The organism is Ensifer sp. 22460 (genome assembly GCF_052044935.1).
GTDB lineage: Bacteria > Pseudomonadota > Alphaproteobacteria > Rhizobiales > Rhizobiaceae > Ensifer.
Genome location: NZ_JBQENZ010000005.1, coordinates 28373 through 43285, shown reverse-complemented (window position 1 = coordinate 43285; position 14913 = coordinate 28373). Strand labels below are relative to the sequence as shown.

At 63.9% G+C, this 14913-nt stretch carries 11 protein-coding genes; all 11 read left to right on the top strand.

Features of this window, described 5'->3' with window-relative positions; translation table 11 throughout:
• The first annotated feature begins 179 nt into the window (after positions 1–179).
• The 11 genes from ACTJKM_RS07660 to ACTJKM_RS07610 all read left to right on the top strand — a co-directional run bounded on the left by ACTJKM_RS07660 (position 180) and on the right by ACTJKM_RS07610 (position 14898).
• Positions 180–2501 (top strand): bifunctional salicylyl-CoA 5-hydroxylase/oxidoreductase, encoded by a 2322-nt coding sequence (locus ACTJKM_RS07660; protein ID WP_058330095.1) that lies wholly within the window; start codon positions 180–182, stop codon positions 2499–2501.
• Positions 2498–3274 (top strand): SDR family oxidoreductase, encoded by a 777-nt coding sequence (locus ACTJKM_RS07655; RefSeq protein ID WP_113512158.1) that lies wholly within the window; start codon positions 2498–2500, stop codon positions 3272–3274. The genes ACTJKM_RS07660 and ACTJKM_RS07655 overlap by 4 nt, the downstream gene beginning before the upstream one ends.
• 2 nt (positions 3275–3276) lie before the next feature.
• Positions 3277–4119, top strand: a complete 843-nt coding sequence (locus tag ACTJKM_RS07650; RefSeq protein WP_113512160.1) for an enoyl-CoA hydratase family protein — start codon at positions 3277–3279, stop codon at positions 4117–4119.
• Between the two features lie 2 nt (positions 4120–4121).
• Positions 4122–5318, top strand: coding sequence for an acyl-CoA dehydrogenase family protein (locus ACTJKM_RS07645; RefSeq protein ID WP_440635796.1), 1197 nt, complete (start codon positions 4122–4124; stop codon positions 5316–5318).
• Positions 5319–5335: 17 nt separating this feature from the next.
• On the top strand, positions 5336–6523 hold the full coding sequence (locus ACTJKM_RS07640; RefSeq protein ID WP_058330149.1) for an acyl-CoA dehydrogenase: 1188 nt from the start codon (positions 5336–5338) through the stop codon (positions 6521–6523).
• Between the two features lie 12 nt (positions 6524–6535).
• Complete coding sequence (locus ACTJKM_RS07635) at positions 6536–6964, top strand: acyl-CoA thioesterase (RefSeq protein ID WP_058330099.1); 429 nt, start codon at positions 6536–6538, stop codon at positions 6962–6964.
• Positions 6942–7337: a RidA family protein gene (locus ACTJKM_RS07630; RefSeq protein ID WP_058322299.1), complete on the top strand. Its 396-nt coding sequence runs from the start codon at positions 6942–6944 to the stop codon at positions 7335–7337. The genes ACTJKM_RS07635 and ACTJKM_RS07630 overlap by 23 nt, the downstream gene beginning before the upstream one ends.
• A 10-nt stretch (positions 7338–7347) precedes the next feature.
• Positions 7348–9330, top strand: a complete 1983-nt coding sequence (locus ACTJKM_RS07625) for a 3-hydroxyacyl-CoA dehydrogenase NAD-binding domain-containing protein (protein WP_440660125.1) — start codon at positions 7348–7350, stop codon at positions 9328–9330.
• Positions 9323–10525 (top strand): 3-oxoadipyl-CoA thiolase, encoded by a 1203-nt coding sequence (gene pcaF, locus ACTJKM_RS07620; RefSeq protein WP_113512164.1) that lies wholly within the window; start codon positions 9323–9325, stop codon positions 10523–10525. Before ACTJKM_RS07625 ends, pcaF begins: the two co-directional genes overlap by 8 nt.
• Positions 10526–10763: 238 nt before the next feature.
• Complete coding sequence (locus tag ACTJKM_RS07615; protein ID WP_058330102.1) at positions 10764–12203, top strand: NAD-dependent succinate-semialdehyde dehydrogenase; 1440 nt, start codon at positions 10764–10766, stop codon at positions 12201–12203.
• A 625-nt stretch (positions 12204–12828) separates the two neighbouring features.
• Positions 12829–14898, top strand: coding sequence for an ATP-dependent helicase (locus ACTJKM_RS07610; RefSeq protein ID WP_058330150.1), 2070 nt, complete (start codon positions 12829–12831; stop codon positions 14896–14898).
• Positions 14899–14913: the final 15 nt, after the last annotated feature.

The window sequence follows — 14913 nt, the reverse complement described above, 5'->3', positions numbered from 1 at the left end:
GCGGCGTGATGACCACCGCGCCGTCGTCTGAACGCGCGCACACGCATCACGTCCACCCAAAACAATTTTAAGCTTGAAATTTCTCCCGAACGAGTCCACCTTGTTCCCAGCAGTCCGGGATGACGGCCAACGGCATCTCGACGGCGACACACGCAGCCGGAACTCGGGAGGAGAACGACATGCGGATCGTCTGTATCGGTGGCGGGCCAGCCGGGCTCTATTTCGCGCTGCTGATGAAGCGCCAGCACCCGGAACACCACGTAACCGTGGTCGAGCGGAACCGCGCCTTCGACACGTTCGGCTGGGGCGTCGTCTTCTCGGATGCCACCATGCAATCGATGCGCCAATGGGATCCGGAGACGGCCGAGGCGATCGAGATCTCCTTCAACCATTGGGACGATATCGAGCTGGTCTTCAAGGGTCGCAAGATCAGGACGACCGGCCACGGCTTCGTCGGCATCGGCCGCAAGAAGATGCTCAACATCCTCCAGGAGCGCTGCCTCGAACTCGGCGTCGAACTGGTGTTCGAGCAGGATGTCGAGAGCGACGAGCAGTTCGCCGGCGCGGATCTGATCATCGCGTCCGACGGCGTCAATTCGCGCATCCGCAACAGATACGCCGACGTCTTCCGGCCCGATATGGTCGTTCGGCCGAACCGCTATGTCTGGCTCGGCACGAACAAACAGTTCGACGCCTTCACCTTCGATTTCCAGCGCACCGAACATGGCTGGTTCCAGGCGCACATCTACCGCTTCGACGAAAACACCTCGACCTTCATTGTCGAGACCACCGATGACGTCTTCCGGGCCCATGGTCTCGACCAGATGGACCAGCAGCAATCGATCGAATTCTGCGAAAAGCTCTTTGCCGGGACCCTCGATGGCCACAAGCTGATGACCAATGCGCGCCATTTGCGTGGCTCGGCCTGGCTGAATTTCGGTCGGCTGATCTGCGAGAAGTGGAGCCATTTCAACGGCCGCAGCCACGTCGTGCTGATGGGCGATAGCGCCCATACGGCCCATTTCGCCATCGGCTCAGGCACCAAGCTTGCGATCGACGACGCCATCGAGCTGACCCGTCAGTTCGACATTCTCGGCCACGACAAGGCCAATATCCCCGCCGTTCTCGCTGCTTACGAGGAGGTACGCCGGGTCGATGTCGCCCGCATCCAGAATGCGGCCCGTAATGCCATGGAATGGTTCGAAGTCGCCGGTGCGCGTTATGCAGATACACTGGAGCCCGAGCAGTTCATGTATTCGATGCTGACCCGCTCGCAGCGCATCAGCCACGAGAACCTTCGCCTGCGCGACAAGGACTGGCTCGAAGGCTTCGAGCGCTGGTTCGCCGAACGCGCCGGCGTCGAGCCGGCCGCAAACGGCACGGTCCCGCCGCCGATGTTCACGCCGTTCAAGCTCCGCGGCCTGACGCTGAAGAACCGCATCGTCGTTTCGCCGATGGCGATGTATTCGGCGACCGATGGCGTGCCGAACGATTTCCACTTGGTGCATCTCGGCGCGCGCGCCATGGGCGGTGCGGCTCTCGTTTTCCCGGAAATGACCTGCGTATCGGCCGATGCTCGCATCACGCCCGGATGCCTTGGTCTCTGGAACGACGAGCAGGCGCATGCCTTCAAGCGGATCGTCGATTTCGTGCACCATCAGACGCCGGCGAAAATCGGCATCCAGCTTGGGCACGCCGGGCGCAAGGGCGCGACTAAGCTTGCCTGGGAGGGGATCGACCAGCCCTTGAGCGAAGGCGGTTGGCCGCTCATTTCCGCCTCGGCCCTGCCCTATCTCAAGCATTCGGACACGCCGCGCGAAATGACCCGCGCCGACATGGACCGCGTCGTCGCGGACTTCGTGCAGGCGACCGAACGGGCCCGCGACCTCGGCTTCGACATCCTCGAACTGCACGTGGCGCACGGCTACCTGCTGTCGAGTTTCCTGTCGCCGCTCACCAATCGTCGCACGGACGAATATGGCGGCGACCATGCGGCCCGCGCCCGCTTTCCCCTCGAAGTGTTCCATGCCGTTCGCAATGCGTGGCCCGCGGACAGACCGATGTCGGTGCGCCTTTCGACCCATGACTGGCACGAGGGTGGCAACACCCCCGAGGACGCGGCGATCTTCGCCCGCCTGTTCAAGGAGGCCGGTGCCGACATGATCGACTGCTCCTCCGGTCAGGTGGTGAAGGAGGAAAAGCCGGTCTACGGCCGCCTGTTCCAGACACCGTTTTCCGACAAGATCCGCAACGAGATCCAGGTCGCGACGATCGCCGTTGGGGCGATATCCGAGGCCGACCACGCCAATTCCATCATCGCTGCCGGTCGCGCCGACCTCTGCGCCATTGCCCGCCCGCACCTGGCCGACCCATCCTTCGTCCTGCATGAGGCGGCAAAGATCGGCTATGACGATCAGCCCTGGCCCAAGCAGTACCACTCCGCCCGCGCGCAATATGTGAACAATCTGGCGCGTGCGGCAACGACGGCGGGCAAGCCATGAGCAAGAGGCACGCCCTTGTCACAGGCGCGGGCAGCGGGATCGGCAAGGCGATCGCGCTTGCGCTCGCCGCCAACGGCCATATCGTCAGCCTGGCCGGGCGACGCGCAGCACCGCTCGAAGCCGTGCGAGCAGAGATCCTCTCATCGGGCGGCGAAGCCCACATCCACCATGGGTTTGACGTGACCGACCCGGCCGCCATCGAGCAAGGCATTGCGGCTGCGATTGCGAAGAGCGGAGAAATCGCTGTTCTCGTCAACTGCGCCGGCGAAGCGCCCTCGGCGCCGTTCGAGAAGACCGATCTAGCGCTCTGGCAGCGGGTAGTCTCGATCAACCTCACCGGCGTCTTTCTCGTAACGCAAGCAGCCCTTGCCTCCGTGCGCCGGGCCGGAAACGGCCGCATCGTCAATGTCGCAAGCACAGCGGGCCTCACCGGCTATGCCTATGTATCTGCCTATTGCGCATCGAAGCACGGCGTTGTCGGCCTGACACGCGCTCTGGCGCTCGAGCTTGCGCGAACCGACGTGACCGTCAATGCCGTCTGCCCGGGTTTCACCGACACGCCGCTGATCGATGGCGCGCTCGACACGATCAGCGAGAAGACCGGTCGTTCGCGCGAGGAGGCACGTGCCAGCCTTGCCCGTTCCAATCCGCAAGGGCGCCTGGTGACCCCGGATGAGGTGGCAGACACCGTCTCCTGGCTGGTGTCAGAGAAGGCGACCGCGATCACCGGCCAGGCGATCGCCGTTGCCGGTGGCGAAGTTCTCGGAGGATAGAGATGACAAACCCGATGCAGGCCAAGAAGCGCATCTTTAGGGACCACAAGGCCAAGCACTTCCAGTTCGAAACGGACGCGGACGGCCGGGTCGCGACGATCACGCTCAACCGTCCGGAAAAGAAGAACCCGCTGACCTTCGAGAGCTACGAGGAGCTTTGCGACCTCTTCCGCTCGCTTGCCCGCGCCAGCGACGTGCGCGCCGTGTTACTGACCGGCGCCGGTGGCAACTTCTCCTCCGGCGGCGACGTCTTCGAAATCATCGAGCCGCTGACGCGCATGTCGATGCCGGACCTCTTGGATTTCACCCGCATGACCGGCGAACTGGTGCGCCAGATCCGCGCCTGCCCCCAACCCGTGATCGCAGCCGTGGACGGAATTTGCGCCGGCGCCGGGGCTATCTTGGCGATGGCTTCCGATTTCCGCGTCGCGACGCCGGAAGCGAAGACCGCCTTTCTCTTCACGCGCGTTGGGCTCGCGGGTGCAGACATGGGCGCCTGCGGCATTCTTCCCCGCATCATCGGCCAAGGCCGCGCCGCCGAACTGCTCTTCACCGGCCGGGTCATGACCGCGCCCGAGGGTCATGCCTGGGGCTTCTACAACGCCCTGCACGAGCGTGCGTCGCTGCTTGCCGAGGCGCAGAAATTCGCACGCACCATCGCCGATGGCCCCTGGTTCGCCCATGCGATGACAAAGAAGATGCTCGACCAGGAATGGGCGATGGGCATCGACCAGCTGATCGAATCGGAAGCCCAGGCCCAGGCGATCTGCATGGCGACCGGCGATTTCCGCCGCGCCTTCGAGGCCTTTGCTGCCAAGGCGAAGCCGGAATTCAAAGGGAATTGAGCATGAGTTCCCGTGACACGGCTTTGCGCCCACCAACCCGCGACCATCTCGACTGGCCGTTCTTCGACGATGGTCATCGTGCGCTTGCTGCGGAGCTGGATGACTTCGTATCCCGTGGCGGCCTCGGCGAGATCGATCACGCAAATGCCGATGCCGCGTGCAAACACCTCGTCAGCGCCCTTGGCGCCGCAGGCGTGCTTCGCCATTGCGTGCCGAAAGCATTTGGCGGCGCAAGCGAGGAGATCGATAGCCGGTCGCTCTGCCTCATCCGCGAAACGCTTGCCTATACCGACGGTCTTGCCGATTTCGCCTTCGCCATGCAGGGGCTTGGCACCGGGGCGATCAGCCTTTCTGGCTCCGAGGCACTGAAGCAGGCCGTCCTGCCCAAGGCCAGCCGCGGCGAGTGGATTTCCGCCTTTGCGCTTTCCGAACCCGAGGCTGGCTCGGATGTCGCAGCGATGGCCTGTGGTGCGCGACGCGAGGGCGAGCATTTCGTGCTCGATGGCGAGAAAACCTGGATCTCGAACGGCGGCATCGCCGACGTCTACACCGTCTTTGCCCGCACCGGCGAAGCGCCCGGCACGCGGGGCATTTCCGCCTTTGTGGTCTTCGCGGACACGCCGGGTTTCACGATCGCCGAGCGCATCGAGACCATTGCGCCGCATCCGCTTGCCCGGCTTCGCTTCCACAATTGCCGCATCCCGGCGTCGCAGCTTCTTGGGTCTCCCGGCGAAGGCTTCAAGATCGCCATGCGCACGCTCGACATCTTCCGCCCCTCCGTCGCGGCCGCCGCAACAGGCTTTGCCCGCCGGGCGCTCGACGAGGCAGTGGCGCATGCAAAGAACCGCAAGATGTTCGGCGCAACCCTTGCCGATTTGCCGACAGCGCAAAGCACGCTCGGCGAGATGGCGACTGCGATCGACGCCGCCGCCCTTCTGACCTGCCGCACGGCTTGGCAGCGCGACGTGCAGAAGCGGCCGACCACGCGGGAAGCGGCCATGGCCAAGATGACGGCGACCGAGAATGCACAATGGGTCATCGACCAGGCGCTGCAGCTCTTCGGCGGCCGCGGCGTGCGCGTCGGCGAAATCACCGAACGGCTCTATCGCGAGATCCGGGCACTGCGGATTTACGAGGGCGCGACCGAGGTTCAAAAGCTCATCATCGGCCGCGAGCTGATGAAAGGTACGGGACGATAACGAGGGGGATGTCGAACATGCATGGTTCGAAGGCGTCATTCGACTGGCAGGATCCATTCAACCTGGATGCGCAGTTGACCGAAGAAGAACGCATGGTGCGGCGCACCGCGCAAGATTATGCCGAAGACCGACTGGCGCCGCGCGTGCAGGAGGCCTTCCGCCACGAGAAGACCGATCCGTCGATTTTCGCCGAGATGGGCGAACTCGGCCTGCTCGGACCGATGGTCTCCGAGGAATACGGCGGCGCGGGCCTCAACTACGTCTCCTACGGTCTGATCGCCCGCGAAGCAGAACGCATCGACAGCGGCTACCGCTCGATGATGAGCGTCCAGTCTTCCCTGGTGATCGTGCCGATCTATACCTTCGGCAGCGAGGACCAGAAACGCAAATACCTGCCGGGACTGATTGCCGGCACGAAAATCGGCTGCTTCGGCCTCACCGAGCCCGATCATGGTTCCGATCCCGGCTCGATGATCACCAAGGCCACCAAGGTCGATGGCGGCTATCTGCTTTCCGGCTCCAAGACCTGGATCTCAAATGCGCCGATCGCAGATGTCTTCGTCGTCTGGGCGAAGACCGCCGATGGTCTGATCCGCGGCTTCATTCTCGAAAAGGGATGGAAGGGGCTCAGCGCACCGGCGATCCACGGCAAGGTGGGCTTGAGGGCATCGATTACCGGCCAGATCGTCATGGACGAGGTCTTCGTGCCGGAAGAAAACATGCTGCCCGATGTGACCGGGCTGAAAGGTCCCTTCACCTGCCTCAACTCCGCGCGCTTCGGCATCGCCTGGGGCGCCCTTGGTGCGGCTGAGTCCTGCTACGAGACGGCACGGCAATACGTCATCGACCGCAAGCAGTTCGGCCGACCGCTCGCCGCCAACCAGTTGATCCAGAAGAAGCTTGCGGACATGGCGACGGAGATCGCCCTTGGTCTGCAGGGTTGCCTGCGCCTCGGACGCATGAAGGACGAAGGCAACCCGCCGGTCGAGCTGACCTCGATCCTCAAGCGCAATTCCTGCGGCAAGGCGCTGGAAATCGCCAGAACCGCTCGCGACATGCTCGGCGGCAACGGCATTTCGGACGAATTTCCGGTGGCTCGTCACCTCGTCAACCTCGAAGTGGTCAACACTTATGAGGGCACGCATGACATCCACGCGCTGATCCTTGGCCGTGCCATCACCGGCATCGCCGCCTTCGCCAACTGAGGTCCGGCATCGATGTTCAGGACCAAGAGACCGCTGCGCTTCGGAGACTGCGACCCCTCAGGGATCGCCTACTTCCCGTCCTACCTCAACATCCTTGTCGGGGTGACGGAGGACTTCTTCGCGTCGCTCGGCTTTCCCTGGAAGACGATGAACGACGAGCGGCGGATCGGCGTGCCGACAGTGCGCCTCGATCTCACCTTCATTCGCCCGGGCTTTCAGGGCGACGAACTTGATTTCACCCTCGTGGTCAGAGGTATCGGCCGCTCGTCGCTCGACATGGAGCATACGGTCTCGGCAAGAGATGCCTTGCTCTGGACGGCGAACCAGCGGGTCGTCGCCACCTCGCTCGACAATCACGCTTCTCACGCGTGGCCGGATGACATCCGTGCTGCGCTGACACAACATCTGGAGACGACCGATGCACACCATCCTGCAACCTGAAGGTTGGGCAAAGCCCATCGGCTATGCCAACGGCGTGGCTGCAACGGGCCGCACTGTTTTTGTCGGCGGCCAGATCGGCTGGAACGCGCAATCCGAGTTCGAGACCGACGATTTCGTCGAGCAAGTGCGCCAGACGCTGAAGAACGTCGTCGCTGTGCTCGCCGCCGGCGGCGCGGAGCCGCAACACATCACCACGATGACCTGGTACTTCACGGACAAGCAAGAATATATCGGCAATCTGCGCGGCATCGGCCAAGCCTATCGCGACATCATCGGCCGGCATTTCCCGGCCATGGCGGCGATGCAGGTCGTGGCGCTCGTCGAGGACCGCGCCAAGATCGAGATCCAGGCCACGGCCGTCATCCCCGACTGAGGCTGCCACCATGTCCGAGGTCCGATTTTCGGAGAGCGTTTCCGCCCTTGTTGAAGACGACGTACTCGTCGTCACCATCGACAATGCGCCCGTCAATGCGCTCTCGTCGCATGTGCGCTCCGGCCTGGTGGCGGCGCTCGACCATGCGGCCAGTCTCCCCACGATTAGGGGCGTGGTCATCACGGGCGCCGGCAGCACCTTCATCGGTGGCGCCGACATCAGGGAGTTCGGCAAGCCGGCGGTCGAACCGACGCTTCGGGACGTGATCGAGCGCATCGAGGCGATTGAGAAGCCGGTCGTCGCTGCCGTCAACGGCGCAGCGCTTGGCGGCGGCTGCGAAGTGGCGCTCGCCTGCCACGGCCGTATCGCCGGCGAGAAGGCGTCGTTCGGCCTCCCCGAAGTCAAACTCGGCCTCGTCCCGGGCGCGGGCGGAACGCAGCGCCTTCCGCGCCTGATCGGTATCGTCGCGGCGATCGATCTCATCGGAACCGGGCGTGCCGTCAAGGCCGCCGAAGCCGTGACGCTTGGCCTTGCCGACAGCGTTGCCGCCGATCCCGTAGGTGCCGCACTGGCTTTCGTGCAGGAACCCGCCGCCAAACCGCTCCACCGGACGGGCATGATCGCCGTTCCGCCGGCGGATGCCGCAGCCATCAGCGCCACAGAGGCAAAGGTTCTGGCGAGAGCCCGCGGCCAAGCCGCCCCCGCCGAGGCCGTTCGCCTCGTCAAGGCAGCGGGCGAACTCGACCTGAAACAAGGACTGACCGAGGAACGCGCGACCTTCCTGCGTTTGCGCGATTCCACCGAGTCCGCTGCCCTCAGGCACGTGTTCTTCGCCGAGCGCGCCGCCGGCAAGGTAGAAGGCCTCGACAAGGTCTCTCCGCGCAGGATCGAGACCGTCGGTGTCGTCGGCACCGGGTTGATGGGATCCGGCATCGCGGTCTCCGCCCTGACCTCCGGCTACCGCGTGGTCGCGCTGGAGCAGACGGAAAAAGCCGCCGCCAGCGGGCGGACACGCATCGCCGAGACCCTTGAGAAGACCGTACGCTCCGGACGGCTCACTGCGGCCGGCCACGACGACTGCCTGGCGCGGCTGCAGACGACCGCCGAAGCCGGAGATCTCGCGAATGCCGACCTCGTCATCGAAGCGGTCTTCGACGATCTCCAGGTTAAGACAGAGCTGTTTCAGAGGCTCGACGGCATCGTCGCACCCGGCGCCATCCTCGCGACCAACACGAGCTACCTCGATCCCGATGCGATTGCCGCCGCGACAGCCGATCCGTCGCGGGTCGTAGGCTTGCACTTCTTCTCGCCCGCCAATGTCATGCGGCTTGTCGAAGTCGTCAACTGCGCCAAGACCACACCGGACGTGCTGGCAAGTGCGCTTGCCTTCGTCAAACGTCTCGGCAAGCTGCCCGTCGTTTCAGGCGTCACCGAAGGCTTCATCGGCAACCGCATTTTCTCCGCCTATCGCCGCGAGGCAGAGTTCATGCTGGAGGATGGAGCACTGCCGGAGGAGATCGATGCCGCGCTCGAGGCCTATGGCTTTGCGATGGGGATCTTCAGCGTCAACGACATGGCCGGACTCGAGATTGCCTGGGCGCGCCGCAAGCGACAGGCGGCGACACGGGATCCTGCCGCACGTTATGTCGAAATCGCAGACAGGCTCTGCGAAGCGGGGCGTCTCGGTCGCAAGAGCGGCCGTGGTTGGTACGCCTATCCCGATGGCAAGCGGGCCGTCGATCCCGAGGTCACTGCGGTCATCGAAGCCGCAAGAGCGGCGAAGAACATCACGCCGCGCGATTTCACCGCGGACGAGATCGTGAGCCGCCTTCTGAAAGCGATGGCCGACGAGGGAACGGCCCTGCTGGCCGAAGGGATCGCGGCACGTCCAAGCGACATCGATCTGGTGATGATCAACGGCTACGGCTTTCCCGCGCACAAGGGCGGGCCGATGTTCACAGCCGAGCAAGGCAAGGACAAATCCCATGGGTGAAGCCTACATCGTCGGCGGCGTCCGCACGCCCATCGGTCGCTATGGCGGCGCTCTGTCGAGCGCACGTCCGGACGATCTCGCGGCCCACGTGATCCGCGAGGCGCTGTCGCGCGTTGCGTCCGTTCCGACCGAGGCGATCGATGAGGTTGTTCTTGGCTGCGCCAACCAGGCGGGCGAAGACAATCGCAACGTCGCGCGCATGGCCGCCTTGCTCGCCGGGTTGCCCGAAACGGTAGCCGGAACGACGATCAACCGGCTGTGCGGTTCCGGGCTGGACGCCGTCGGCTATGCCGCCCGCGCGATCCGGCTGGGCGAAGCCGAGATCATCGTCGCCGGCGGCGTCGAAAGCATGTCGCGCGCGCCCTTCGTCATGCCGAAGGCCGAAAGCCCGTTCCAGCGCGGCACCGAAATCCATGACACGACGATCGGCTGGCGCTTTGTCAATCCCGTCATGAAAGACCGATACGGCATCGACTCCATGCCGGAGACTGCCGAAAACGTCGCGGCCGAGTTTTCCATCTCGCGCGAAGACCAGGACGGCTTTGCACTGCGCAGCCAGGCCCGGGCGGCCACTGCGCAAAAGAGCGGGCGTTTCGCCCACGAAATCGTCCCCTATGCGATCAAGGCACGCAAGGGCGAGACGACATGGGTTGAGCAGGACGAACACCCGCGCGAAACGACCATCGAGAAGCTTGCCGGCCTGCCGACGCCATTCCGCGCCAATGGCACGGTGACCCCCGGCAATGCCTCCGGCGTCAACGACGGCGCAGCCGCGCTCATCCTTGCCTCGCGCCGAGCGGTCGAACGCTATGGCCTCCAACCGCTCGCCCGGGTCGACGGGATGGCGACGGCAGGGGTTGCACCGCGCATCATGGGCATCGGCCCGGTGTATTCGACCCGCAAGCTCCTGGAGCGTTTGAACCTCCGTCTCGGGCACATCGATATCGTCGAACTGAACGAGGCCTTCGCGGCACAAGCGCTCGCCTGCATGCGGCAGCTCGGACTGGCCGACGATACACGCCACGTCAATCCCAATGGCGGCGCCATCGCGCTCGGCCATCCGCTTGGCATGTCCGGCGCGCGGCTGGCGCTGACGGCGGCCTTGGAGCTTGAGCTTCAAGGTGGCAAGCGGGCGCTCGCCACCATGTGCATCGGCGTCGGACAGGGCATCTCGATGCTGCTGACGCGGCCGTGATGTCCGCCTGTTAGAAGGATCGATGCAAGGTCTGGCGCGATCGCCAGATCACGTCATCGCGGGTAGCCCCCATCCCCTTTCGACACCGGCTTCGGAACCAACACGCCTATTCCTGACAAATCGCGTCTTGATATTGCCGGCGGAAGCGCCCAACTGATCGGCATCGCGCTCCTTCGCACTTCCCCACCGGCGCGTCCTGCACTCGAAGCGATAGACGTCAATCTTCAAAGGTTCCCCCATGACCCAGTATCCCGATATCCTCCTTCATATCGACGGCGCCTGGCGGCCGGCTCGAGCGGGCAAGACCATTCCCGTCATCGACCCAGCCACAGAGGAAACGATTGGCCAGGTGGCCCGGGCAGAAGTGGCGGATCTGGATGAAGCGCTGAACGCCGCCCAAAAAGGCTTCCAGGTCTGGCGGGCGACCTCGGCTTTCGACCGGGCAAAGGTCATGCGAACGGCAGCGGCGCTGCTGCGCGAGCGTGCCGTCGACATCGCCTGGCTGATGACGCGGGAACAGGGCAAGCCGCTGGCCCAGTCCAAGGGCGAAATCCTCAGCGCCGCCGAAATCATCGAGTGGTTTGCCGAGGAAGGAAAGCGCGCCTATGGCCAGATCATTCCGCCGCGCACGCCAGACGTCACCCAGATGACCGTCAAGCTGCCCGTCGGCCCGGTCGCCGCTTTCACGCCGTGGAATTTCCCGATCAACCAGGTCGTACGCAAGCTGTCTGCCGCGCTGACCACGGGATGCTCGATCATCGTGAAGGCGCCGGAGGAAACACCAGCATCGCCGGCCGAACTGATCCGGTGCTTCGTCGATGCTGGCATTCCCGCAGGCGTCGTCAACCTCGTCTATGGCGTGCCGGCGGTCATCTCGGAGTATCTGATCTCGCATCCGGTCATCCGCAAGATGTCCTTCACCGGCTCGACCCCGGTCGGCAAGATGCTGGCAGCACTCGCCGGCCAGCATATGAAGCGCGCGACGATGGAACTCGGCGGCCACGCCCCGGTCATCGTCACAGACGATGCCGACATCGAACAGGCCGTCGCGATCATGTCCGGCAGCAAGTATCGCAACGCCGGGCAGGTCTGCGTGTCGCCGACCCGCTTCCTGGTGCAGGAGCGGGTGGCAGATCAGTTCCTTGAAGGTTTCGTCGCCGCATCGCGGAAGGTCAAGGTCGGCAACGGCCTTGAGACCGGCATAGACATGGGGCCGCTGGCCAATGAGCGGCGCATCCCGGCGATCGAAAGCCTGGTCGCCGACGCCGTGGAGCATGGCGGCCGGCTGGCAACCGGCGGGCATCGCATCGGCAACCGAGGCTATTTCTTCGAGCCGACGGTGCTTGCCGACGTTCCGGTCAGCGCCCGTATCATGAATGACGAACCCTTCGGTCCCGTCTCCATCATCAACCGCTTCAACGAGCTCGACGAAGCGATCAACGAGGCCAACCGCCTGCCGTTCGGGCTTGCGGCTTACGCCTTCACCGGCTCAGAGCGAAGCGCCTATCGCCTCGCAAGCGAAGTCGAGAGCGGAATGATCTCGATCAACCATCTCGGCCTGGCGCTGCCGGAGGTGCCCTTCGGCGGTATCAAGGATTCCGGCTACGGAACGGAAGGCGGCTCCGAGGCGATCGAGGCCTATCTGGAAACCCGCTTCGTCACGCGCAAGAGCGTGTAACCGCGCTCGATCATCTCCCGCGCGCGCCCGGCGCGCGGGAAATGCTGCGTGTCACCCAGCAAGGGCACGAGAGCCGCCCGCAGAAGTAGCAGTCTTAAATTTACTCCCCTGTTACGAAGTTTGCCCACCATCGGACCCATGGCATGATGCCTATGGGAGAGCACGATGGGTTATGATTGGAATGGCGCACGCGGGCGCCGCATGAAGATCGCACGATTTGGTACGGCCGTCGCTCTGGCAACCTTGTTGGTGTCGGTCGCTGCGCAGGTCGTGGCCCGGGCAATCTAAACACCGACGGGTTGGCTTGTTCGGCGCACCGAAGGCCAGGTCGAAGGTTTCCGAACACGGTGACTAATAGCCCCCGGATCTGCTTCTCGAGATCGAAAATTCGGCCGTCCACGGCTCCCCTCCTCGATGTTCCGGATATTCTGCGGCACAGCAGCCTGGTGAAAGCCCGGCCTGCCGGGTTTCCAGCGGCAATCGAAGCTGATACGTTCCATTTTTGTTCCGAGTCATCTGCTTCGGGCGAAGGGTTTGAGACCGTGAAGCGGAATCCGCGAATTCTTTCAAGGAGATGAAACGGAACGAAGAATTTGGCAATCTTGCTGACAACGCCTGGATACGTATGAGCGCCGCCTATCTCGAAAAACTGAATGACCGCCAGCGCCAGGCGGTGATGCATGGTGTGGGACTGCCGCAAGGCCAGGTTGGCGGCCCTCTGCTGATTATTGCGGGTGCCGGTTCGGGCAAGACGAATACGCTCGCTCACCGGGTGGGACATTTGATCGTCAACGGCGCCGATCCGCGTCGCATCCTGCTTATGACCTTTTCACGACGGGCGGCTTCGGAAATGAAGCGTCGGGTCGAGCGGATCTGTCGCCAGGTCATCGGCGACAATGCTGCGGTCATGACAGACGCGCTCTCCTGGGCGGGCACTTTCCATGGCATCGGCGCGCGTATCCTCAGGATTTATGCCGAACAGATCGGCCTCGGCCAGGATTTCACGATCCATGATCGCGAAGACAGCGCCGACCTGATGAACCTCGTTCGCCACGAGCTCGGTTTTTCGAAGATGGAAAGCCGCTTTCCGACCAAGGGGACCTGCCTGGCGATCTATTCGCGCGTCGTGAACTCGGAAAGCTCGATCATCGACGTGTTGAAGACGGCGTATCCTTGGGCTGCGAACTGGGAAGAGCAACTCAAGGAACTGTTTGCAGGCTACGTCGAGGCCAAGCAGGCGCAGGACGTCCTCGACTACGATGATCTGCTGCTTTACTGGGCGCAGATGGCTTCCGACGCGGAACTGGCGCAGGATATCAGCAGCCGTTTCGATCATATCCTGGTCGACGAATATCAGGACACGAACCGCCTTCAGGCCTCGATCCTGCTGTCGCTCAAGCCCGAGGGCCATGGCCTGACGGTCGTCGGAGATGACGCCCAGTCGATCTATTCCTTCCGGGCCGCGACGGTCCGCAACATCCTCGATTTCCCGAATGCGTTTTCGCCGGAACCCGCCGACGTCATCACGCTCGATCAAAACTATCGCTCGACCCAGCCGATCCTGGCTGCCGCCAACGGCGTCATCGGGCTTGCGCGGGAACGGTTCACCAAGAACCTCTGGACGGACAGGCAGTCGGAGCAGCGCCCGCAGCTTGTCACCGTCAAGGACGAGACGGACCAGGCCGCCTATATCGTGGAGCAGGTTCTCGCCAACCGCGAGGTCGGCATAGCGCTGAAGCAGCAGGCGGTGCTGTTTCGTTCCGCCAACCATAGCGGCACGCTCGAAGTCGAGCTCACCCGTCGCAACATTCCCTTCGTGAAATTCGGCGGCCTCAAGTTCCTCGACAGTGCCCATGTCAAGGATCTGCTGGCGACCTTGCGTTTCGCGCAGAACCCGCGTGACCGCGTCGCCGGCTTCCGGCTGTTGCAGATGCTGCCCGGGATCGGCCCGCAGACGGCAGGCAAGATCCTCGACGCGATCGCCGCCGATCCGGAGCCGCTCGCAGCACTCGCGGAAATCCCAGCGCCACCCAAGACCGGGGAGGATTGGGCGAGCTTCGTCGATCTCGTTTCCGCTCTACGGAAAGCCGACACGGGGTGGCCGGGGGAAATCGCGACGGCGCGTGCCTGGTACGAACCCCACCTTGACCGCATCCACGAAGACGCCGAAACGCGCAAGGCCGATCTCGTGCAACTCGAGCAGATCGCCGGCGGCTACCAGAACCGCGAGCGTTTCCTGACCGAACTGACGCTCGATCCGCCGGATGCCACCAGCGACCAGGCGGGCGTGCCCCTGCTCGACGAGGACTACCTGATCCTTTCGACCATTCATTCGGCCAAGGGACAGGAATGGCGCTCGGTCTTCATGCTCAATGTCGTCGACGGCTGCATCCCGTCCGATCTTGGCGTCGGCACGACCGCCGAGCTCGAAGAGGAACGGCGGCTGCTCTATGTCGGGATGACCCGGGCACGCGACCACCTGGCACTGGTGACGCCGCAAAGGTTCTTCACCTACGGCCAGAACAGCCAGGGCGACCGGCACGTCTACGCATCGCGAACCCGCTTCATTCCGGCGACGCTGCTGCAGTTCTTCGAGACGACGAACTGGCCGAAGATTTCGGCGGCCGCCGGCGAACGCAGTGCCAAGCAGATCCGCATCGATGTCGGCGCCCGGATGCGTTCCATGTGGAAGTGAGGGTGGGGTCGCGGC